The 21597-nt window shown below is 56.3% G+C and carries 27 protein-coding genes; 15 read left to right on the top strand and 12 right to left on the bottom strand.

Features of this window, described 5'->3' with window-relative positions:
- Positions 1-25: 25 nt before the first annotated feature.
- The 3 genes from NCN06_RS02020 (at position 26) to psaK (ending at position 925) form a co-directional block, all read left to right on the top strand.
- The gene (locus NCN06_RS02020; protein ID WP_115022031.1) at positions 26-322 is read left to right on the top strand and encodes a DUF2499 domain-containing protein; all 297 of its coding nucleotides are present in this window, start codon (positions 26-28) and stop codon (positions 320-322) included.
- Complete coding sequence (locus NCN06_RS02015; protein ID WP_226407259.1) at positions 312-599, top strand: DUF3593 domain-containing protein; 288 nt, start codon at positions 312-314, stop codon at positions 597-599. The genes NCN06_RS02020 and NCN06_RS02015 overlap by 11 nt, the downstream gene beginning before the upstream one ends.
- Before the next feature lie 68 nt (positions 600-667).
- A complete protein-coding gene (gene psaK, locus NCN06_RS02010; RefSeq protein WP_115022027.1) occupies positions 668-925 on the top strand; it encodes a photosystem I reaction center subunit PsaK in 258 nt (85 codons plus the stop codon).
- A 52-nt stretch (positions 926-977) separates the two neighbouring features.
- Here psaK and NCN06_RS02005 read toward each other — a convergent pair whose 3' ends face one another.
- Positions 978-2165, bottom strand: a complete 1188-nt coding sequence (locus NCN06_RS02005; protein WP_250398673.1) for an NAD(P)/FAD-dependent oxidoreductase — start codon at positions 2163-2165, stop codon at positions 978-980.
- A gap of 13 nt (positions 2166-2178) precedes the next feature.
- Entirely contained in the window at positions 2179-4110 is a 1932-nt protein-coding gene (gene dxs / locus NCN06_RS02000) for a 1-deoxy-D-xylulose-5-phosphate synthase (protein WP_226397591.1), read from the bottom strand.
- A gap of 80 nt (positions 4111-4190) precedes the next feature.
- Here dxs and ilvA point away from each other — a divergent pair, with 80 nt between their 5' ends.
- The 3 genes from ilvA to NCN06_RS01985 are packed head-to-tail and all read left to right on the top strand — an operon-like array spanning position 4191 to position 6578.
- Positions 4191-5720, top strand: coding sequence for a threonine ammonia-lyase, biosynthetic (ilvA, locus tag NCN06_RS01995; protein ID WP_226397590.1), 1530 nt, complete (start codon positions 4191-4193; stop codon positions 5718-5720).
- A 39-nt stretch (positions 5721-5759) separates the two neighbouring features.
- A complete protein-coding gene (gene scpB, locus NCN06_RS01990) occupies positions 5760-6257 on the top strand; it encodes an SMC-Scp complex subunit ScpB (protein ID WP_226397589.1) in 498 nt (165 codons plus the stop codon).
- 24 nt (positions 6258-6281) lie between these two features.
- Positions 6282-6578 (top strand): YggT family protein, encoded by a 297-nt coding sequence (locus NCN06_RS01985; RefSeq protein ID WP_115022017.1) that lies wholly within the window; start codon positions 6282-6284, stop codon positions 6576-6578.
- On the opposite strand, the gene NCN06_RS01980 is transcribed toward NCN06_RS01985, so the two are convergent.
- Both NCN06_RS01980 and NCN06_RS01975 read right to left on the bottom strand, forming a co-directional pair.
- A complete protein-coding gene (locus NCN06_RS01980) occupies positions 6567-7052 on the bottom strand; it encodes a hypothetical protein (RefSeq protein WP_226397588.1) in 486 nt (161 codons plus the stop codon). The two genes, NCN06_RS01985 and NCN06_RS01980, sit on opposite strands and share 12 nt — an antisense overlap.
- Before the next feature lie 8 nt (positions 7053-7060).
- Positions 7061-7390 carry a nucleoside triphosphate pyrophosphohydrolase family protein gene (locus tag NCN06_RS01975; protein WP_115022009.1) on the bottom strand — a complete coding sequence of 110 codons (330 nt, stop codon included), beginning with the start codon at positions 7388-7390 and terminating at the stop codon, positions 7061-7063.
- A 56-nt stretch (positions 7391-7446) separates the two neighbouring features.
- Here NCN06_RS01975 and pyk point away from each other — a divergent pair, with 56 nt between their 5' ends.
- Genes pyk through ftsH form a run of 3 tightly spaced genes read left to right on the top strand, consistent with a single transcriptional unit; the run spans position 7447 to position 12120 of the window.
- Positions 7447-8898, top strand: a complete 1452-nt coding sequence (gene pyk, locus NCN06_RS01970; protein WP_250398602.1) for a pyruvate kinase — start codon at positions 7447-7449, stop codon at positions 8896-8898.
- A gap of 13 nt (positions 8899-8911) precedes the next feature.
- Positions 8912-10141: an ABC transporter permease gene (locus NCN06_RS01965; RefSeq protein WP_115022005.1), complete on the top strand. Its 1230-nt coding sequence runs from the start codon at positions 8912-8914 to the stop codon at positions 10139-10141.
- A gap of 59 nt (positions 10142-10200) precedes the next feature.
- Positions 10201-12120, top strand: coding sequence for an ATP-dependent zinc metalloprotease FtsH (gene ftsH / locus NCN06_RS01960; RefSeq protein WP_115094014.1), 1920 nt, complete (start codon positions 10201-10203; stop codon positions 12118-12120).
- Positions 12121-12172: 52 nt separating this feature from the next.
- Here the strand turns inward: ftsH and NCN06_RS01955 are convergent, their stop codons facing one another.
- Positions 12173-12343, bottom strand: a complete 171-nt coding sequence (locus NCN06_RS01955; protein ID WP_284499920.1) for a DUF2256 domain-containing protein — start codon at positions 12341-12343, stop codon at positions 12173-12175.
- Complete coding sequence (clpP, locus tag NCN06_RS01950) at positions 12340-12996, bottom strand: ATP-dependent Clp endopeptidase proteolytic subunit ClpP (RefSeq protein ID WP_255617924.1); 657 nt, start codon at positions 12994-12996, stop codon at positions 12340-12342. The genes NCN06_RS01955 and clpP overlap by 4 nt, the downstream gene beginning before the upstream one ends.
- A gap of 18 nt (positions 12997-13014) precedes the next feature.
- Between clpP and psb29 the strand changes: the two genes are divergently transcribed.
- The gene (gene psb29, locus NCN06_RS01945; RefSeq protein WP_250398672.1) at positions 13015-13662 is read left to right on the top strand and encodes a photosystem II biogenesis protein Psp29; all 648 of its coding nucleotides are present in this window, start codon (positions 13015-13017) and stop codon (positions 13660-13662) included.
- Here psb29 and NCN06_RS01940 read toward each other — a convergent pair.
- Both NCN06_RS01940 and petN read right to left on the bottom strand, forming a co-directional pair.
- Complete coding sequence (locus NCN06_RS01940; protein WP_250398601.1) at positions 13644-14999, bottom strand: hypothetical protein; 1356 nt, start codon at positions 14997-14999, stop codon at positions 13644-13646. The two genes, psb29 and NCN06_RS01940, sit on opposite strands and share 19 nt — an antisense overlap.
- A gap of 109 nt (positions 15000-15108) precedes the next feature.
- The gene (petN, locus tag NCN06_RS01935) at positions 15109-15210 is read right to left on the bottom strand and encodes a cytochrome b6-f complex subunit PetN (RefSeq protein WP_011364412.1); all 102 of its coding nucleotides are present in this window, start codon (positions 15208-15210) and stop codon (positions 15109-15111) included.
- Between the two features lie 72 nt (positions 15211-15282).
- On the opposite strand from petN, the gene clpS reads away from it, so the two are divergent.
- Positions 15283-15579, top strand: a complete 297-nt coding sequence (gene clpS, locus NCN06_RS01930; RefSeq protein WP_115094018.1) for an ATP-dependent Clp protease adapter ClpS — start codon at positions 15283-15285, stop codon at positions 15577-15579.
- A gap of 1 nt (position 15580) precedes the next feature.
- On the opposite strand, the gene NCN06_RS01925 is transcribed toward clpS, so the two are convergent.
- A complete protein-coding gene (locus NCN06_RS01925) occupies positions 15581-15808 on the bottom strand; it encodes a hypothetical protein (RefSeq protein ID WP_115021992.1) in 228 nt (75 codons plus the stop codon).
- Positions 15809-15882: 74 nt separating this feature from the next.
- On the opposite strand from NCN06_RS01925, the gene NCN06_RS01920 reads away from it, so the two are divergent.
- Complete coding sequence (locus tag NCN06_RS01920; RefSeq protein ID WP_250398600.1) at positions 15883-16158, top strand: DUF2103 domain-containing protein; 276 nt, start codon at positions 15883-15885, stop codon at positions 16156-16158.
- On the opposite strand, the gene NCN06_RS01915 is transcribed toward NCN06_RS01920, so the two are convergent.
- Both NCN06_RS01915 and NCN06_RS01910 read right to left on the bottom strand, forming a co-directional pair.
- Entirely contained in the window at positions 16146-16406 is a 261-nt protein-coding gene (locus NCN06_RS01915; RefSeq protein WP_250398599.1) for a hypothetical protein, read from the bottom strand. The genes NCN06_RS01920 and NCN06_RS01915 overlap by 13 nt on opposite strands.
- Before the next feature lie 93 nt (positions 16407-16499).
- Positions 16500-16652, bottom strand: a complete 153-nt coding sequence (locus tag NCN06_RS01910; RefSeq protein ID WP_250398598.1) for a hypothetical protein — start codon at positions 16650-16652, stop codon at positions 16500-16502.
- Positions 16653-16779: 127 nt separating this feature from the next.
- On the opposite strand from NCN06_RS01910, the gene NCN06_RS01905 reads away from it, so the two are divergent.
- Positions 16780-16992: a hypothetical protein gene (locus NCN06_RS01905; protein ID WP_250398597.1), complete on the top strand. Its 213-nt coding sequence runs from the start codon at positions 16780-16782 to the stop codon at positions 16990-16992.
- Between the two features lie 1040 nt (positions 16993-18032).
- Here NCN06_RS01905 and NCN06_RS01900 read toward each other — a convergent pair.
- Positions 18033-18725 (bottom strand): response regulator transcription factor, encoded by a 693-nt coding sequence (locus tag NCN06_RS01900; RefSeq protein ID WP_226397582.1) that lies wholly within the window; start codon positions 18723-18725, stop codon positions 18033-18035.
- Between the two features lie 150 nt (positions 18726-18875).
- On the opposite strand from NCN06_RS01900, the gene NCN06_RS01895 reads away from it, so the two are divergent.
- Both NCN06_RS01895 and NCN06_RS01890 read left to right on the top strand, forming a co-directional pair.
- On the top strand, positions 18876-19772 hold the full coding sequence (locus NCN06_RS01895; RefSeq protein ID WP_250398596.1) for a PhnD/SsuA/transferrin family substrate-binding protein: 897 nt from the start codon (positions 18876-18878) through the stop codon (positions 19770-19772).
- Positions 19769-21241, top strand: a complete 1473-nt coding sequence (locus NCN06_RS01890; RefSeq protein ID WP_250398595.1) for a sensor histidine kinase — start codon at positions 19769-19771, stop codon at positions 21239-21241. The genes NCN06_RS01895 and NCN06_RS01890 overlap by 4 nt, the downstream gene beginning before the upstream one ends.
- The last annotated feature ends 356 nt before the right edge of the window (positions 21242-21597 follow it).

The following is a 21597-nucleotide window of genomic DNA, read 5'->3' as shown; positions in this document are numbered from 1 at the left end:
TCAACGGATTCCTAGGATTCGGGCCATGCACGCGTTGTCTCTCGGAACCTGGTGGATCCACGTCGCCTCAGTGATCGAGTGGTGTGTGGCGATCGTGTTGATGCATCGACGCGGACTGTCAGGCATGGCCTGGGCCATGCTTCCGGCCCTGGTGAGTGCGATGGCAGCCTGCACATGGCACTTGTTTGACAACAGCGACGCTCTGCGGGGCCTGGTCACCCTTCAGGCCCTATTCACCGTGATCGGGAACAGCACCCTGGCGTTTGCGGCATGGCAGCTCCAACGGCGTCGGGTGGCTGACGGGGTGGTCAATGAACTTTGATCCCGCACCCTTGTTTGCGGTCTCGCTAATCCCTTATTTGTTGTTTCTCTTCTGGCTCCAGAGGAGTAAGGCACTTCCGCAGATGGCGGAACGCGGCTTTCAACTCACACTGCTGTTCGTCGCCGTCACGATTGTTGCCGCCATCGCAGCTCTGCGCTGCTGCTCAGCGGAACTGGTGGAGATCGACTGGTTGCACGGTGGTGCAGAAGCCTTCCTAACGCTCGGCAACACCGTTCTGGTGATCGGACTGCTGCTACCGACCCCCAAGAAAGGGTGAACAACTCTTAAGAGACTCAGGCAAGAGGGCGGAAGCCCCGGATGATGAGGTGTCGCTCATTGGCTCGAATGCTGACCCACCTTTTCGCGATCGCTCCCGCCACAGTGTCCTGGTCTCCCAAGGTCGCCCTGGTGATGATCCTCTGCAATGTGGTTGCCATCATGGTCGGCAAGGCCACGATTAAGCACCCCAACGAAGGCGCTGCACTTCCCAACTCCACCTTCTTCGGTGGAATGGGACATGCAGCCATGCTCGGTACCACCAGCCTTGGCCACATCATCGGCATTGGTGCGATCCAGGGCTTGGCAGCCCGCGGTGTGCTCTGAAGCAACACCTTTCCGGGAAGGAGCCACGGCTCCTCCCCGGAAACAACATCGCTCAAAGCAGATAGGGCAGCAGGCGTAAGCCGTAACGCTCGAATCTGTACTCAAACAGCAGCTCAGAGAGAGCAGTTGCTTGTGCTGTGGAAGAAAGTCCATTGATCAGACGTTCGAGTCGTTGATCAGCCCAGCAATTGTTGAGCCCCCACCAGGTGCGCCGCGCCAGACGGCCTGACACCGACCATCGCCAGCTCCGCTTGGCGTCAAGTTCCTGTCTGTAGCGTTGGGGGATGGTTGCTGAGTCGCCGCGCATCCCATCAGCGATCAACAGATCGGCCAGTTGATCGGCATTGTCCATCGCATGGCGGATGCCTTCTCCACCGAGAAGATTGGCTGTACTTGCCGCATCTCCAACCGCCAACAGCGCATCGACACCCAGCGCTTCAGATCGGAAGATCGAGCTGGAAACAGGCCCACCATGGCGATCCAGAACGAGACAGTCGGACAAGCCGCAGCGATGAATCAACCGCTGCAGGGGCTGCGCCAGGCTGCCGGGGTTCTGACGATGGGGCGGAGGGAGCTGACAGACACCCACCTTCAGCCGTTGTCCTTGCATAGGGAAGATCCAGCCGTATCCGTGGCTGATCCAGGGCGTCCCCAGAAAAAAACTGATCCGATCCCGCCAGGGTGCGGCGTGGCGATCATCGGCTTGAAGCAGCCACTCGACACCGATCCCCTGCAGCAGCGGATCAGCTGGATTGGGCTTAACACCAGCCTGCTGAAGCAGATCGCGACGTGCACCCGTGGCGTCAATCAGCCACCGGACTGAGCGCAACGACTCCACACCATCGCGCGTCTGCAGCTGCACGGTGGCGTTCTCTGCGCTGAGGCTTTTCAGAACTGCCCGACAGCCTTGAATCAACTCCACACCATGGCGACGCGCTTCCGACCAGAGAAAGGAACGGAGCCTGCCGAAGTCGAGCACCACCCCCAGATCGTCGTCAGACCACCACTGATGCACAAGACCGGAAGGATCGTGCAGCTGCCAGCCCTGCCAGCTTGCGGCAATGGTTTCATCCGGCAGGCCAAGCCGACGAACAGCCTCCATAGGAAGAGCTGCGCTGGAATAGGCATTGCGTTCCGGATCCATCAAGCGATCCACCAGGGTGACCTCAGCACCCCTGCGCGCCAGTTGAATCGCCAGGCGGGCACCGGAAGGCCCCGCACCAACGACTAGAACCGACACAGACCCTTCCTCTTCAGGCCTGCAGAGCCTTGATCGAAGCGCTGGATGGCAGATCACCAGCGGCCTTGCTGAAGCGCTCAAGGATGCGTTCAGCCATCTGTGCAGGGGTTAGGCCAAGAGCTTCCTTGCTCTGTTGAGGAGTGGCGTGATCGACCAGCTGATCGGGAATGCCGATCCGAAGCATTGAGACAGTGATGTCCTGATCGCTCAACGACTCGAGAACGGCGGCCCCAAATCCTCCGGGGAGGGCTCCCTCCTCCATGGTGACCACACGGGGGATGCGTCGGGCCAGAGGATGAATGAGGGCCTGGTCCAGCGGCCGCAGGAATCGGGCATTGATCACCGTGGTCGAAAGACCTGCTTCCTCAAGCAGAGTGGCTGTGGCAAGAGCCGGCGCCACCATGGCGCCGTAGGCAACGATCATCAAGTCGTCACCTTCCCGCAGCAGTTCTCCACGGCCGATTGGCAGGGATTCCCAACCCTCTTCCATCAAGGGCACGCCTTCACCCGATCCCCGGGGAATGCGCAGGGCTGTCGGTCCGTCGTGACTGAGGCAGGTCACCAGCATCTGCTGCAGCTCGGCCTCATCCTTCGGAGCCATCACCGTGAAATTGGGAATGGCACGCATGTAGCTGATGTCGTATTGACCCTGGTGCGTCGGCCCATCGGCACCGACGATGCCCGCACGATCCAGCACGAAGGTGACCGGCAGCTTCTGAATTCCAACGTCGTGGATCAACTGGTCGTAGGCCCGCTGCAGGAAGGTGCTGTAGATCGCGCAGACAGGACGCAACCCTTCACATGCCATCCCCGCTGCAAGGGTGACGGCATGCTGCTCGGCAATGCCGACGTCCACGTACTGATTGGGGATGGCCTTCTGCAGCAGATCGAGCCCGGTACCGGTGGCCATCGCCGCAGTGATTCCCACCACCCGGCTGTTTTGCTCGCACAGCTTGACGAGGGTTTGACCAAACACCTTGCTGTAGCTGGGGGGCTTGGGTTTCGATGAGGGGATCGCCTTACCGGTATTGAGATCGAAAGCTGATTGCGCGTGGTAGCCGACCTGATCAGCCTCGGCGTAGGGATAGCCCTTGCCCTTAGTCGTGACGACATGCACCAGAACAGGACCACCCTCACGGTGGGCCGCCTGAAAAGTGCGCACCATCTCACCGATGTCGTGGCCGTCGATCGGACCCATGTAAGTGAAACCGAGTTCCTCGAACACGGCACCAACCTTGGGAACAGCGAGACGTCGCATGCTTCCCTTCAGGCGATTGAGTTCCGCAGGAAGCTCTCCACCCATGAACGGAAGGTGACGAACACTCTCTTCGACACTTCCCGAGATGAACTGCATCGGTGGGCTGAGCCGCGCACGGTTCAGAACACTCGATAGGGCTCCCACTGGTGGGGAGATCGACATGTCGTTGTCATTCAGCACCACCAGGAGCGGGGTATTGGGAAGGTGCCCCGCGTGATTGATGGCTTCCAGGGCCATGCCGCCTGTCAGGGCACCATCACCGATGACAGCAACGCATTTGTACGACTCACCCTTGTTGTCCCGCGCCATCGCCATCCCCAGCGCAGCGGATATCGAGGTGCTCGCGTGACCGGCTCCGAAGTGATCGAAGCCACTCTCCGAACGCTTGAGGTATCCAGCCACCCCACGCTGCTGGCGCAGGGAATCGAAATCGTTGAACCGCCCTGTGATCAATTTGTGGGGGTATGCCTGATGACCGACATCCCAGACCACGCGGTCATGATCGAGGTCGAGGGTCTGGTAAAGAGCGAGTGTGAGCTCCACAACACCCAGACCAGGACCAAGGTGTCCACCACTGGTCGACACAACCTGCAGATGCCTCTCACGGATCTGCCGTGCCACATCCTCGAGCTGAGCCGGGCTGAGTCCGTGCAGTTCATTCGGATGCTTGAGATCTCCGAGATGCATGCACTGCCAGTTCCAATACGAGCAATCTACGGGAACCAGCCCGGATGCTGTCTGGATCGAACCCTTGGAAGAATGGTGAGATGACCGACTACCTGCAGCGGATCCTGCGTGCACGCGTTTACGACGTGGCGCGTGAAACCCCCCTGGATCACGCCCCCAATCTGAGCCGCCGACTGAACAACACGGTCTGGTTGAAGCGTGAGGATCTCCAGCCGGTGTTCTCCTTCAAACTGCGCGGCGCTTACAACCGCATGGCACAGCTGAGCGCAGACGAGCTGAAGCGCGGTGTCATTGCATCCAGTGCCGGTAACCATGCCCAAGGAGTGGCGCTAAGTGCCAAGCGACTCGGCTGTCGAGCGGTGATTGTGATGCCAAGCACTACGCCGGAGGTCAAGGTGCGCGCCGTGCGCGCCCTGGGCGGTGAAGTCGTGCTCCATGGCGAGACCTACGACGAGTGTTCCGCAGAAGCACAGCGGCGCTGCAAAGCCGAAGGTCTCACCTTTATCCACCCCTTTGACGATCCCGAGGTGATCGCTGGTCAGGGGACGATCGGGATGGAGATCATGCGCCAGGCAGAGCAGCCACCCAACGCCATCTACGTGGCAGTTGGTGGAGGTGGCCTGATCGCCGGAATCGCCGCCTACGTCAAACGGCTCTGGCCTGAAACCGAGGTCATTGGTGTGGAACCGATCGATGCCGATGCCCTGACCCGCTCCTTGGAGCAGGGGCAGAGGGTGGAGCTGGAGCAGGTGGGCCTGTTTGCCGACGGTGTCGCCGTGAGGAAAGTGGGCGAACACACCTTTGAGTTGGCCCAACAATTTGTCGATCGGATGGTCCGGGTCGACACCGACGCCATCTGTGCCGCCATCAAAGACGTCTTCGAAGACACCCGCTCCATCCTGGAACCTGCGGGCGCATTGGCGATTGCCGGTCTCAAGCAGGACGTGGCAGATCGCAACCAAGCAGGGCGCAATCTCGTAGCGGTGGCCTGCGGCGCCAACATGAATTTCGACCGCCTGCGCTTCATCGCCGAACGGGCTGAGCTCGGTGAAGAGCGGGAAGCGATGTTGGCCGTGGAGATTCCCGAATCACCCGGCAGCCTCAGGCGCCTCTGCGAACTACTGCGGGAACGCAGCCTCACGGAATTCAGTTACCGCATGACCGATGGCGCCACGGCGCAGATCTTCATCGGTGTGCAGGTGAAGGATGAGGACGATCGGTCATCTCTACTGAACCAACTGGAGCAGGGTGGCTTTCCCTCTCTTGATCTCAGCGACAACGAATTCGCCAAGGTCCATTTGCGCCACATGGTGGGAGGTCGGCTGCCGTCTTCAGCGCGAACCGCCTGCGCCGGGGAATGCCGAGAGCTGCTGTATCGCTTCGAATTCCCCGAACGACCGGGTGCCCTGATGAGCTTCGTTGATGCCCTACACCCGGGATGGAGCATCAGCATCTTCCACTACAGGAACCACGGTGCCGACGTAGGGCGAATCGTGGTGGGAGTTCTGGTGCCGAAACAGGAGATGGAAGGGTGGACCGACTTTCTCAGTGCCCTGGGGTATCGCCACTGGGATGAAACAAACAACCCTGCCTATGCACTGTTCCTCTGAGTTTCAGGACGGTAACTTGAGTGCTCTTGAGGGGTTGTGATGACGTCTGCATCCCTGCCCAAACGGCTCGAGGCCGTTCTTTATCTGAAGGGCAGACCCGTCAGTGTCGGCGAACTAGCTGAGCTGGCAGGAACCGAGCGTCGCGACGTGGAGGAAGCGCTCGTAGCTCTCACCGCCTCCTACGCCCAGCGAGACAGTGCACTGGAGATCGTTGAGCAGAGCGGTCGCTACGGCCTGCAGCTGAGGCCGGGCATGGGCGATCTCGTGAAAGACCTGCTGCCGGTGAATCTCTCCACCGCAACGTTGCGAACCCTCGCCACCATTGCCCTGAAGAAGCGGATTCTCCAATCCGATCTCGTGGATCTGCGTGGATCGGGTGCCTATGACCACATCAAGGAACTGGTGGCGCAGGAGTTCATCGAACGCCGCCGTCAAAGTGAAGGCCGCTCCTACTGGATCACCCTCACCGAAAAATTCCATCGCACCTTCTCAGTGCTTCCTGATCTCGGTGCAACCGATCTGACAGAAGCTGCATAAAGTCGGAGTAGATCAGCCCTCGTCATGGAATCTCTTCCCGTCACCCTGCTGCAGGTGCTGTCCCAGACCCTGCAGATTTACTCCCTGGTCTTGATCGTTCGGGTTCTGCTGAGCTGGTTCCCCAACCTCGACTGGGGCAACCCGGTGCTGAGCAGCGTCAGTGCGATCACCGATCCCTACCTCAACGCTTTCCGGGGACTAATTCCGCCCCTGGGAGGAATCGATCTGTCCGCCATCTTGGCGTTCCTGGCCTTGAATCTGCTTCAGAGCCTGGTGGGGCAGTCCATCAGTGCTTTTTACATGTCGGGATCAACCTGGTAAGGAATCCAGATTGATACCCCGTTCAAGCGGCAGCAGATCGTCGTCGTCGACATCGACGCGGGTTCGAACTGGCGCCTTGAAACCACGCGCCCGGGCATTTTTAATCTCGAACGGTCCTGGCGTTCCAGCAGGAACCGAAATACGCAACGCAAACTGGGATTGACCGGGGTTCACGTCGCCGATCGATCCCACCCGGGTTCTATTTGGAAGCACAGGTTCACCACTGGCGTCCAGGATTCGTGCGTAAACGTCGGTGTCGACAACGCTGTTCCGGCTGCTGTTCTCAACGTCACCGGTCAGCACATAGCAGCTGGCACCCACCGGACGGCTCAAGTCGGGCTGATTACCAGGGTCCTGTTCACCGCAGGGATCCAAGCGAACCCCACTGAGTTGCAGTTCAGCGGCATCACAGGGCAGCGCCAGTCCCAGCAGCAGCGGCAGGCTCAAAAGAAGCGTAAAAAGACGACGAAACATTGGGCAGATCAACGTTGGTCACCGCTGCCGCCGATGCGCCCACGGGCAGCTCGGCTCGACAGTTTTTGAAGATTGGCTTCTGCCACATCGTTCAGGTCATAACCCATTTCGCTGGCCAGCTGAGCCACGTACCAGAGCACATCGCCCAGTTCCAACTTGATCGCTTCGCGGGTCTCAACATCAAAGACACCCTGACGATCGCGAATCACCTTCTTGACCTTGTCGGCAACCTCGCCAGCTTCTCCCGTCAAACCGAGGGTCGGATAGATCGGATTACAGCCCACATCCGGGTAGGCAGCCGTCTTTCGAGCGGCGTCCTGATAGGAATTCATCTCCATGGGGCCCGTTAGGAAACGCCCGGATGGTAGTTTCCGCAAGGATTTTCAGCCACGATATGGGCCAGTTCGACCTGAACCGACGGACCAAGATCGTGGCCACCATCGGACCAGCCACTGAGAGTCCAGAGCGCATCAAGGAACTTGTGAGGGCTGGCGCGACGACGTTCAGGCTGAATTTCTCCCACGGAGACCACAGCGAACACGCCGCACGCATCGTCACCATTCGTCAGGTGTCTGAAGAATTGGGGCAGACCATCGGCATCCTCCAGGACCTTCAGGGTCCAAAAATCAGGCTGGGGCGATTCGCTGAGGGGCCGATCACCCTGGCCAACGGGGATCCGTTCACGCTCACCTCACGACCGGTGAGCTGCGACAAAACCATCGCAACGGTGACCTACGACAAGCTGGCCGACGAAGTCACCGCCGGGAGCAGGATTCTTCTCGACGACGGCCGTGTCGAGATGAAGGTCGATGCCGTCGACAAAGCGGAGCAGACCCTGCATTGCACCGTCACCGTTGGCGGTGTTCTTTCGAACAACAAGGGCGTCAACTTCCCTGACGTTCAGCTTTCCGTCCGTGCCCTGACCGACAAGGACAAGACTGATCTGGCTTTCGGTCTCAGTCAGGGGGTGGACTGGGTTGCCCTCAGCTTCGTTCGCAACCCCTCCGACATGGAGGAAATCCGCGGGCTGATCCGTGACCACGGTCATGAAACCCCTGTCGTGGCAAAGATCGAGAAATTTGAGGCCATCGATCAGATCGATTCCATTCTTCCGCTCTGCGACGGCGTAATGGTGGCCCGTGGTGACCTGGGGGTGGAGATGCCGGCGGAGGAAGTTCCTTTGCTGCAGAAGGAACTCATCCGCAAGGCCAACAGCCTGGGCATTCCGATCATCACGGCGACCCAGATGCTGGATTCAATGGCCTCCAGCCCCCGGCCGACCCGTGCCGAAGTTAGCGATGTAGCGAACGCCATCCTTGATGGCACCGACGCTGTGATGCTGTCCAACGAGACCGCTGTGGGGGATTTCCCCGTGGAAGCCGTGCAGACCATGGCCACCATCGCCCAACGGATCGAGAAGGACTATCCCCAGCGCTCCATCGACAGCCACCTACCCAGCACAATTCCTAACGCGTTGAGTGGTGCGGTCAGCACAATCGCCAGCCAACTCAACGCATCGGCGATTGTTCCACTCACCAAAAGTGGCGCAACGGCACGCAACGTCAGTAAGTTCCGACCGGCGGCGCCGATCCTGGCCATCACACCTGATCGCACCGTTGCCTGTCGCCTTCAGCTGGTGTGGGGGGTGACCCCCCTTGTCATCCCTCAGGGAGAACGCACCACGCAGACCTTTCACGCGGCCATGGTTAAAGCCAGGGAGCTGAACCTGCTCAAGGAGGGAGATCTCGTCATTCAGTCCGCAGGCACCCATGCAGGGGTCTCTGGATCCACTGATCTGGTCAAAGTGAGCATCGTGAGCAACGAAGCTGAGGCGACACTGCTCTGAACGACAACACACCATGAACCGGCGCATGCCCGCCACTGAAACGGTGCGGATGGCCCTGTCCACCCTGCGGAGCAACAGACTTCGCAGCCTGCTCACCATGGTGGGCATCGTGATCGGAAACGCCTCGGTGATCACCCTGGTGGGCGTTGGACGTGGTGCTCAGGGGCTGGCTGAAGAGCAGCTGACCAATCTCGGCGCCAACGTCTTGTTTGTGGTTCCGGGCAACAACAACACCCGTCGCCAGGGAGTAACGCGTCCGAAGACCCTCGTGCTTGAAGACGCAGAAGCCATCGCGGAACAAGTCCCCAGCGTCAAGCGGGTGGCGCCCCAAATCAACAGCAACCAGGTGGTTCAGGCCGGGGCGCGCAGTGCCACAAGTTCGATCTACGGCGTCACACCGGAGTTTGTGCCGGTTCGCAGCTTTGAGGTAGCGAAGGGACGTTTCATTAGTTCCCAGGACGAATCAGGCGCTCGGGCTGTTGCGGTTTTGGGCTCTGATCTGCGGACAAAACTGTTTCCAACCGGTGCGGCGATCGGTCAGCAGGTTCGCATTGGCAATCAGGCCTTCAAGGTTGTCGGTGTGATGGCCCCGAAAGGAGCCGTGTTCGGGAGCAACCAGGATGAAAATGCTTATATCCCTCTCTCAACAATGGTGAGCCGGATCACCGGTCGGGATCCCATTTACGGCGTCAGCCTCACCTTCATCAGTGTTGAAGCAAGGGATGAACAAAGCACGGGCGCTGCCAAGTTCCAGATCACCAATCTGCTGAGGCAGCGTCACCGGATTCTTCGGGATGACGATTTCGCGGTGCGTTCCCAGAAGGATGCCCTCACCATCGTCGGCACCATCACCGGAGGCCTCACTCTGATGCTCGCTGCCATCGGAGGGATCTCTCTCCTGGTGGGCGGCATCGGGATCATGAACATCATGCTGGTCTCCGTGAGCGAGCGCACCGAGGAGATCGGTCTGCGCAAGGCCTTGGGAGCCCGCAGCAGCGATGTGCTGCAGCAGTTTCTTGTGGAGTCGCTGGTGCTCGCCAGCCTGGGCGGCGCCATCGGCACCTTGGTTGGTCTGGGAACAGTGAGCCTTGTGGCTGCATTCACTCCACTCCCGGCCGCAATCGGCGCGACAACAGTTGTTGTCACGGTGGGACTCTCAGGATCGATCGGACTGTTCTTCGGCGTCGTTCCGGCCCGTAGAGCCGCCAAGCTCGACCCGATTGTGGCCCTGAGAAGCCTCTAAACAAGGCCCCCGAAATCCAGTCCATCTCCTTTACACTAGTTAATGATTTCTTTCAGCTCATGAATCAGCGCTGGCGCCTTCTTGCTCTCTGGCTTCTGCCGATCGGCGTCGTCTTGCTGATTGGTTGGCAGGTGGTCAGCAACGGAGGCATCAATAGCCTCAGCCAAGACAGCAATGGCACCACTGTTGCTCCACGCAATGCAGCGGTGGCCCGCATGAGCTATGGCCGCTTCCTCGACTACGTCGAAGCAGGTCGTGTGACCGCCGTTGATATCTATGACGGGGGCCGTAATGCAGTCGTGGAGGCTGTCGATCCAGACCTCGACAACAGAGTTCAGAGACTTCGCGTTGACCTCCCAGGTCTTGCTCCGGAGCTGATCAACACACTCAAAACTGAAGGCATCAGCTTCGATATCCATCCCCCTCGCACGGCACCACCTGCCCTTGGCGTGCTGGGCAATCTCCTGTTCCCACTTTTGCTGATTGGTGCGCTGATTTTTCTGGCCCGCCGCAACAGCAACATGCCTGGCGGCCCTGGTCAAGCCATGCAATTTGGCAAGAGCAAGGCGAAGTTCATGATGGAAGCCGAAACTGGCGTGATGTTTGACGACGTCGCAGGCGTCACAGAAGCCAAGCAGGAACTCGAAGAGGTCGTCACCTTCCTCAAGCAGCCCGAGCGATTTACTTCCGTGGGTGCTCAGATCCCGCGTGGCCTGCTGCTGGTCGGCCCTCCTGGAACAGGCAAAACACTTCTCGCCAAAGCCATTGCAGGTGAAGCAGGAGTTCCGTTCTTTGCTCTTTCGGGCTCTGAGTTTGTTGAGATGTTTGTTGGTGTTGGTGCCAGCCGTGTCCGCGACTTGTTCAAAAAGGCCAAAGAAAACAGCCCTTGCTTGATCTTTATCGATGAAATCGATGCCGTTGGCCGTCAGCGCGGTGCGGGAATCGGCGGAGGCAACGACGAGCGCGAGCAGACGCTGAACCAGCTCCTGACGGAGATGGATGGTTTTGAAGGAAATAGCGGAATCATCATCATTGCGGCGACCAACCGTCCCGACGTACTCGATTCAGCGTTAATGCGACCCGGTCGTTTTGATCGCCAGGTCACTGTTGATGCTCCTGACATCAAAGGTCGTCTTGCCATCCTCGATGTTCACTGCCGCAACAAAAAGCTTGACGCAGAGCTCTCTCTAGAAAGCATTGCCCGACGCACTCCAGGTTTCACCGGTGCGGACCTGGCCAACCTGATGAACGAGGCAGCCATCCTCACCGCCCGCCGAAGGAAGGACTCCATCGGTCTGAGTGAGATCGACGACGCAGTCGACCGCATCATCGCCGGCATGGAAGGACGTCCCCTTACCGACGGTCGCAGCAAGCGTCTGATCGCTTACCACGAGGTTGGTCACGCCCTGATCGGAACGCTGGTTAAGGATCACGACCCTGTTCAGAAGGTAACCCTGGTTCCTCGTGGTCAAGCCCAAGGTCTCACCTGGTTCTCGCCGGATGAGGAGCAAACCCTTGTCACCCGTGCACAGCTCAAGGCGAGGATCATGGGTGCTCTTGGCGGTCGGGCAGCCGAAGACGTTGTTTTCGGTCACCAAGAAGTCACCACTGGAGCCGGTGGCGACATCCAGCAGGTGGCTTCGATGGCCAGGAACATGGTGACCCGGCTAGGCATGAGTGATCTTGGACCTGTTGCCCTTGAGGGTGGTGGTCAGGAAGTCTTTCTAGGCAGGGATTTGATGTCCCGTAGCGAAATCTCCGAGTCGATTTCCCAGCAAATCGACATCCAGGTGCGCGACATGGTGAAGCGCTGTTATGACGAAACCGTGGAAATCGTGGCTTCCAATCGTGAAGCTATTGACCGCCTGGTGGAATTGCTGATTGAGAAGGAAACCATGAATGGTGATGAGTTCAAGGCTGTTGTCGCTGAATTCACCGCTGTTCCTGAAAAAGACCGCACCGTCGTCACCCTGGACTGAGTCCAAGATCCAACAACCAAAAGCCCCCGCCTTACTCAGGCGGGGGCTTTTTTTATGGGTTCGATTTGTTCTTGCGTCGACGACAACGATCGGAACAGTAGACAACGTCATCCCAACAATTTCTCCAGGCCTTACGCCACTCAAATGGTCGGGCGCATACCGGGCAAATCTTGCTGGTACGGTTGTTTTTTAAACCTCCGTTTTTGGATCCACCCCGCTTCAAGCGACAGCCTGAACGGGGCGCTTGTCGATCACCGAATCAATCAAGCCGTAGTTCACCGCTTCGGTAGGGGACATGAAGAAATCACGGTCCGTGTCGTGCTGAATACGGTCCAGCGGTTGACCTGTGCGATCAGCAAGCTCCTGATTGAGTCGATCCTTGAGGAAGAGAATTTCATCAGCCTGGATCCGAATGTCACTCGCCTGTCCCTGTGCACCACCCAAGGGCTGGTGAATCATGATTCGGGAATGCTGAAGGCTGCTGCGCTTGCCCTTGGTGCCGGCACAGAGAAGAAAGGCACCCATGCTGGCGGCAAGGCCTACACAAACGGTGTGCACATCCGGCTTGATGTGCTGCATGGTGTCGAAGATGCCGAGGCCGTCGTAAACCGAGCCTCCAGGTGAGTTGATATAGAGGTAGATATCTTTTTCAGGATCCTCAGCTTCGAGGAACAACATCTGAGCAACGATCCGATTGGCAGAGTCACTCGTGACTGCTTCACCAAGGAAGATGATCCGCTCGCGCAGAAGTCGGGAATAAATGTCAAAGGCCCTTTCCCCCCGGCCGGACTCCTCAATCACAATCGGGATCATTTGAGCTTGAGCAGGGTCGGACAATCCTAACGGCGATGTCTGCGGCGCTAGGGTTCCGGCCATTCATTCATGGACTGCACGTTGGCCGAAAGTCAGACCATCGCGGACAGCAAACGGTCGTTTCATCAGTCCTTTCCCCACGTCATCGCGCCGCTGTATCGCCGGCTCGCTGACGAGTTGCTGGTGGAGCTACACCTGCTGAGCCATCAGAGTCGCTTTGAAGCCAATGAGCTCTTCAGCGTCGGACTCTGCACCGTGTTCGACACTTTTACGAAGGGATATCGGCCGGAAGCCCAGACAGAAGGGTTGTTCACCGCCCTCTGTAGCAGCAATGGCTTTGACGCTGCAGGCCTGCGGAAGACCAGCACAATGCTGATTGATGAGGCCAAAGGCAAAGATCTAGACAGCATCAAGGCCTGGCTGTCCTCCAAACGTCTCTCCGATGGCGGCCACTATTCGCGATTGATGGCAGTAGGCCTGATGCGCCTGCTTGAGGCTGCCGGAGTGGATGGCAGCAGCCCTGACAGTCAGGCCCTGGGCAAACAGTGCAAGGAACTCGCCGAAAGCCTCGGCTTACCCGCAGATCGTGTCGAGAAAGATCTGTCGCTGTTTGGCTCAAACAGGGAACGGATGGACCAGGCGGTTGACCTGGTGCAAGAAACCATTGCGGCCGAAAAGCGGAAAAAGGAGCGCCGTTTAGCGGAACAGGCTCAGGGCAGTGACAGCTGAAGCCGCAGCCATCCGGGCTGTCGCTCTTTAGGCAGTGCTGTCATCTCAAGTTCCAGCTGAGATGCGTTGCGAATCACACTGGGCCAGCCCGGACCAAGCCAGCCCAGCCGAACCAATTCATTGGGTCGGCCTCGGAGACGAAGACGTTGTTGACCATGGCGTTTCAGAGGGCCCTGATCAAGATTCGGTGCTTCGCCAAGGGCAAGCAGCACCTCAACCCGTCCCTGCATCTCAGAACCAATCGACCATCCACCGCTGGGATCACCCTGGGGATCACGCCAGACATCGGCAAAACGGTTGGAGCTTGGCCCCTTGGGCATCAGCAGTGGGCGTTGCTCACGTTGGAATCCCCGCCGCAACAATGCTGTTGAAACAGCATCAAGGCTGGCCTTAAGTTGGCCGATTTGATCAGCAGGAACCATCAACCTGGCTTGAACGGAGGCGCGAAAGCGACCATCGTCGAGGCCATCCACGCGCAGAACGACAGGAGCAGCAAGCAGAACATCACGAAGCTCCTGAGGGAGTCCATAACGGCTGGTCAGCTGCTCAGCGATCAAAGGGTTGTTCAGGAAGGATCCGAGCAGTGGCTGCAAAGCAACGCTGTTCAGTTGGAGATAACTCAAGGAGGAATCGAACCGAACACGCTTGGTTCGACCTCGAGCCTGTCCATCCTTTAGGGAGACAAAAGGTCTAGAGGCGACAGGCCCCTCAGCCATGAGCCGATCTCCCCGAAGCACAACACGCAGGCAGCCGTGAGACGCACTTGCCAAGGAGGGGAACAGGGGCCCACTGATCGACGCCAACCCTGAGGGTTGCCACTGAACAGCCGTTGCGCTGGTGAGACGCTTCAGGCAGTTCTGCTCCAGTGGCGACGGTGTACGTGACTCAAGCGGGGGGAGTTGATCAAAGCTGATGCGATGCAGCTCATCAGCAAAAAGAAGATCCAGAGAAGACGGATCTGATGAGCTCGGGAGAGCAAGAACGGGTTCACCGTCATCCAGCCAGATCAGCCACCAAACAGCACGTCCGTGGCGTTTCCAACGATCAAGAGCAGCATCAGGAGAAAGCCGCTTCTGCCAGATCAGGGGTACAGGAGACGTTGAATCAGCTTCAAAACTCTGAACAAGCCGAGCACTTCTTGTGATCTCGAACAGCTCTGCTGTTCCTCGGCGATTCAGAGTGGGCGTGAGGTTGGACGCGCTTAGCAGCAGGCTAGGAACAACAAGAATCAGCCCCAGCAGTAGAGCCGTGCACGGAAAGGCAACCAGCTGCCTTCGGATGGAACCAATCAGGATGATGATTTGGTTGGACCCTTGCGGCGTCGGCGGTCTCTCCATTCGATCGTTGAGAGATAGATCACCGCAACGCTGACAAAGCCAAGAAGCACTGCTGCCGTGACCGCCAGGGTCTGGCTAAGAAGTGGTGCGTCTTGAAGCACAGATTCGATCAGAAGTTCAGGGTTCCGTCACCGTTGCGTCCCCAGACGACCATGGCGATAGAGAAACTGAACATGGCGGCCAGGGAAGCCCAACCCAGAGTGAACAACATGCGCTTGACCGCTTGATTGTTGAGATCCTACCTAGGGTCAAGCATGATTTCGTACTGCCGGAGGCAACTGTCATGACCAGCTCCAGCCCCGGTTCCTCTGCAGTGATGGAGCGCCAGGAGACGACCCAGCGCTATCCCCAAGCTCGCGTCATCGTGTTGAACGACGATGTCAACACCTTTCAGCATGTGGTGGATTGCCTGCGCAAGATCATTCCTGGCATGAGTGAGGACAATGCCTGGAACCTTGCGAACAAGATTGATCGACAGGGTTCAGCTGAGGTTTGGTGTGGACCCCTAGAGCAAGCCGAGCTCTACCACCAGCAGCTGCAGGCCGAGGGACTCACCATGGCCCCAATAGAACGCTGCTGATCTAGGCAGCTGGTTTGCGGCTCGCCTTGGTCAACCGGAGTCGATCATCAATCTGCAGACGCTGTAACCGTTCATCCATCACAAAACGAACCACACGGCCAGGGCAGAGGGCCAGACCCCGTACTTCCGTTCCGTGCACCTCTGCTGTGAGCATGCGGGCCTGAGGGCCGCATGCATCTTCCAGTGGGCCGCGAATCACGAGGCGAAGAGCGTCAACTGATTTCAGCATCACAGCTCCGGAGCGCTCTCTCTGGCATAGCCAAAGTGGCTAACTTTCACCAGTTCTCAGGTTTTCATTCAGCTTTGGCACGGGTTGTCATCACCCACAGCACCTATGTGCAGGGATTGATCCCATGGCTGAAGGCGCTGGCTCAGGAGACGAATATTCAAACGATTACCCCTGCTGTGATCTGCAGGGTCCGTGGGAGAAGTCCCGATCTTCAGCTACGGGTGTCGACGCAAATCCATGGGGGGTACAAGCTGGTCGCGCGCAAAGGAAGCTCAGCCCAAGAGGTTTTTGTCGTGACATCCATGAGTCGACCTGACCTGGAGAGGGCTGTATTGCATCACCGCCCCTGAGTTGGTTCTTGCTCGAAGCCTGCAGCTCGACAGGACTCTGGATGGCCCTCCGCAAAGTCGGGATCACCAGCGCAGAGCGCAGCCCAGTCGGATCGCTTGAAGCACTGGGGAAGAATCGCTCGGCATGCAATTTCAGCGTCATCAGTCAGAAAGGTGACGGCGCTCACCCTGGGGCTGCTGGAAAGGTCGAAGCACGACATTCCGGCTGTCACCATGAACACAGCGGCAAAAGCATGGATAGTTGACATTCAGGTGAAAGTGAAGACCTAATTAATCAAGAGAATTTGGATAAAAAGAGACTAGATCTTAACTTTCATAATCCTGAGAAGATCAATCCAGCCTCAAGCTTTTGATTCCAGGGACGTTAACTTGAATTCTAAAAACAAGGCTTCGGCACTTGCATAATCCTTCTTTTCCCGCAGATAAAAAACCTGAGCCTTCCACCAATCCCAAGTTTCCATTTGAATCAACTCATCGAGCCGAGGATCGCGCATCACAGCACTGCAACCATCCAGACCTTAAAGACGGCCAAGTGATTGACAAGCCATGTTCACATAGCAGTAAGCATCATCGACTACACATCGCCTCACAGGTAGCCTTCGAAAGCTCCAAAGTTTTCCCATGCCCCTTGAAATTGCAGTCAGGCAAGGACCACAAAGCACCGAGAGCATAGGAGTCTTCGACGATCTTGAAGATGCGCTCACCGAATTCAACGAACTGATCAACCGTCGAAACTGGCATCAGAATGTGACCACCATCTCGCTCACTGATACTGAAAAAAACAAATGTCTTGCCCAATATGCACTCCAAGATTTCAATCACTCTGAAGGCTAGATCACGAAAAGCTTGATTGAATCAACCATTACAGCTTCGCTCGAACATCGTTTCGTGCAGCCTCGACGCAAAGAATTTAGACTCTACAAGAGCTAACGATTACAGAGTGAACGGCAAGACCCTGGTCATTTGCATCGGCACATTCTTCCTTTTGTTCTTTCTTGCAGAGTCTTGGATGATGAGAGGATTACCCCACTAACAAGAACATCCCTCCTCACCCAAAGTCAGACAACAAAACAAACAAGACAATCAGTTAGAAGCCCAAAAACTTATTCACCAAAGACAGCATTACAAAAAATAGCTTTCGCAAGCAAGCGCATTCAAGCTATTAATGAAATACATAAGAGCCATTTCTCACAATTTTTCGAGAAATTCCTCACGCCAGGCAGAGGGTGAAGAGGGTTAAGAGGCTGAACCACCATGCCATGCGAGCCTTTGTTTGACTCGATTTCAGAGGTGGCCATCCCCATCCGGGCACTGAAAGAAAACCACCATTCATAAAGGGGTGAGGGGTGAGTTTTAATCGGATGATGGAGAGCGACAACATCAGCGAACCCTTATTTGTAAGGCAAGCGTCACCAGCACTCGGGGCCCAATGGGACGAAGACAGCAATCGGGCACACCCCACGCAAATAACTCGGCAGGGAGGGTAAAACTTTGGAAACGTCCACGGCGATCACAAAGGGTGTGATCAAGAGAAGGTACATAGCAGTTCCTCTATTCCATGAGCGGTACCGCAGCGTGCCGTGTTTGCCGTTCGCAAACCCTGCCAGGAAGCCCCGACGACACCACCATGATCGCGGTGATGCAATAGCTGAAAGAAATTTGCTTGATGCCGCGTTCCATCAGTCTTTGCCTTTCGCTGGGTGACGCCCCTCACTCGTTCAAGGCCAAGAATTTTCTGATGACGAAAACGGCACTCCCGGATGACTCGTAGATGATCGAATAAAGATCAGGCCCGACGCACGACCATGACATATAGAGCATGCTGAGCTCAGCGCTTGAGACCATCCATTCGAAACCAACAACGAATAACTCGCTTATGAATCTTCCAGCCTAAGAGCAAAACCGATGCCGCGAACCGTTTGGATAATACGCTTATCTGTGATACTTTCGAGCTTTTTACGCAAATAACGAACATAGACATCAACCACATTCTCGTCTCCGAAATAATCATCACCCCACACATTATGAATGAGTTGAGAACGACTCATGGCTTGACGTGGATTCCGAATAAAGCACTCCAATAGGTCAAACTCTCTAACAGTCAGGTTTAACTCCACCCCTGAGTAATGGCATCGTCGCTCGGGGCCATTCAGTTCCAATTCATTAAAAGTCAGATGATCTGGACTTACAACAATGCTGCGCCGCAGCAATGCTTTCACTCGGGCCAGAACTTCACGAATATTGAAAGGTTTGGCAATGAAGTCATCCGCTCCAGCTTCCAGAGCTGCGATTCGATCATCCATCTCATCGCGAGCTGTAATCATGATCACGGGCAAGTGGTTGCCGGTATCTCGCAGTCGTCGGCAGACATCCAACCCGCTGATGACGGGCATATTCCAATCCAGCAACGCAAGAGAGGGTTGATCCTCGCGGATCTTCGCCAACGCCTTCCCACCATCACCACAGCAAACAGTGCCGTAACCCTCTGCTTGAAGCTCCATTTCGAGCAACATGAGAATGTTGGCCTCATCGTCGGCAATCAGGATGTTGACGTCGGCTCCCGTCATGTCGCCACTGGCCTCCTCAAAAAACTGTAGGCAAAGCGAGAGTCTGCGGCCATGACTGAGCTTGATGCCTAGTTTGGAACTCGCGAGAAGGCAGAAGGCGTGACCCCCCGGACTCGCTCCTGGCCATGTGGATTGCTTGCTGGCACGCTGTTGCTGCTCACCGCCTGCGAACAACAGACTCGTCGGCTGACGTCAAGTCTTGAGCCGGATTCGGCTGATCTCCACATCACTGAAGCTCCCTGGGAATCTCAGGCACAGATGACCCGTCGCATGAATCATGTGACGACGTATCTCAAAAACGCAACGGGACTGAAGGTTCGATATGTACCAGCTATCAACTATGCCCATAGCTATGCACTAGTCGAACGAGGGGAAGCCGATCTAATTCTGGTTGGAATTTACGGCGGCTACCGCTTACTCAAAGCATTACCCAATGCGGTTCCTCTGGTGGTTCAAAAACCGTCGTATCGATTGGTGATGTTGGGTCATCGACGCTGGCTGGAGGAGTTGGAGACAGATGAAGAACCTGGCTTAGCTTCAGTTACCGGTAGCCGTGTGGGTTTTGGGAGTCGCTTTTCAGGATCAGCGTTCCTTCAGCCTTTGCTAGCGATGCAGAGAGAGGGAGTGAAGTCTGCAGACATTGATGAATGTCTGCATGAACCAGTACAACGCCATTTACCGGCCCAAGTGGCAAATGGCATGGTGGACTTCGTCTTTATTCCCAGCCATACCGACAAGAACGATCAGTTCATTCCAGAGCCATTAAGAGATGAGCTTGCGATCGTTTGGACTGGCCCCTTGGACCGCAATGACTATCTGATTGGTGTAAATAAGCCGATGAATAAGAAGCAACAGAGTAATTTGCAGAAAGTTCAGCAAGCATTTCTGGAACTTGATCGCACGGCAGATGATGGCCGTGCAGTTCTTGATGCCTACATGCTTCCTGGGTTCGAACTGCCAACTTCGCAGTTTCCAGAGGCAACGAATCAGCGTATCGAAACCCTGCTTTCTCGTTCAGGAGGGCTACCAACCTGCGAAGCATCATGACGCGACAGGTGTTACAAACAGAGAACCGACGGCATACGAGATCGTGGTCGATTGCCAGGCGATTGTTTGGTATCAGTCTGTTGCTAATTCTGGTGCAAGCCTTGGGCAGTTCGGTCGTAACAGCGCAGTTGCGCCGTCATTTTTTTCATGAGTTCCTTGAAGATACACTCTCTCGTCAGATCGTCTCGTCGTACAACGTGATCTCTGATCGCTTGGATCAGTTATCCGTGGAACAGGCGTACGCGTGTTGTTCACTCGCGGACTATCAAAACTGGCTTGACGGTCTAAATTTTGAAAATGGAAAAGTGGGACTCATCATCGGCAAAGCCGGCCTACAGGCCACTCGCGATGCGGATCGGTTCTACAAAACCAGTGAATTATCTGAGTATGCGCAGCAAGCCATCGACTCGGCCAATGGCTTCAAGATTAATGCTTCTGAAAATGATGCTCCTCTCGCAGTCAAAGCGGTAAAGCTGCCGGGCGGACCAGAAACGGGCTTCTACGTGTACATGCGTCCGGTGTACTCGATGCCCTTGGTACGCACGCTGGTACAGATCAAGCTCGTCTCGGAGCTAGTGCTGATGCTGCTTCTTGCATTGGCTTTACTTGTGAGCTTGAGATTGATTTTCCGACCCGTACGCAGAATTCAGTCTGAGCTGTCAGGCATTGAGCTGAATCACCTGGAACGCGCTGATCTGAGCAGTCGTAATCGCCCCCGTGAATTTCAACCTCTTCTTGAAGAGTTCAATGCAATGGTAGGGAGGTTGCGTCGATCCTCAGCAAATCAAAAGCAATTTGCATCAACCATATCGCATGAGTTTCGCACACCGATGACAGTAATCTCAGGGTTTATACAGTCGGTACTCAATCGAGATAATGATCTACGTATGCAGTCGAGAGATGCATTAGTTCTCGCCAATCAAGAGGTTTTACGACTCAATAGGATGTTGAGCGACCTACTGGACCTCAGCCGTGCTGACAACAACCAACTCAGGCTTCTACGGGAACCATTTAACTGCTTGAAGAGCCTTCATGAAACCTTTCATCTTGCACAGATCACTCATCCAACCAATAACTTCACCCTACATAATCATGCAGAAGAATCACACATCTGGGCCATTGGAGACCCTGACCGCCTGGCGCAGTGCCTCCAAAACTTGATTGGCAATGCCATCAAATACTCAAAGCCAAATAGCTGCATCGAACTTGATATCAATCAGGAGGAGGAATGTGTTGTCGTTGCTGTCATTGACCATGGCCAAGGAATTCCTGATGACCAGCGTGAAATTATCTTTGAACGTTTTCAACGTGCCGAAGGAGTGACCTTGCGCCGTGGCGACAGCAGTTCTGGGCTCGGCCTCTCAATCGTAAAAATGCTGATCGACGGGATGGGGGGAAATGTTCGAGTGGAGTCGCAAATCGGAATTGGAAGCCGCTTTATTCTGACTTTGCAGCGTGCTGAGATGTGAGTGGTATCACCTAACTTCAACACGACCAGAAGATATCAGCCAAGACAATATCGATTCATTTATTTTGCAACAGATGAATGGGGCATAGCTCGATTGGCAGGCCTAGCTTGAGTGCATGATGAACATTCCTCTCCAGGTTCTGTGCTTCTCGCTAGCCATCTCGTCTCTGCATTGGATGCAAGCATCTGCTCAAACGAATCAACAACTTCTGCAGGAACGTCTCATCAGCCCAGCTGTCTATGAGCTTCTGAATCGTCGCGGTGCCGAAACTCCCTTCGAACGACTGGAAGTGATCCAGGAAGCCTGTCGAGCCCGTCAGCTACCTCCCAGTGACTGCGGATCCTCCAAAAGACGAA

This window comes from Synechococcus sp. MU1648, assembly GCF_023630615.1.
GTDB lineage: Bacteria > Cyanobacteriota > Cyanobacteriia > PCC-6307 > Cyanobiaceae > Parasynechococcus.
The sequence above is the reverse complement of the archived record's forward strand: the minus strand, read 5'-3'. Positions and strand labels throughout refer to the sequence as shown.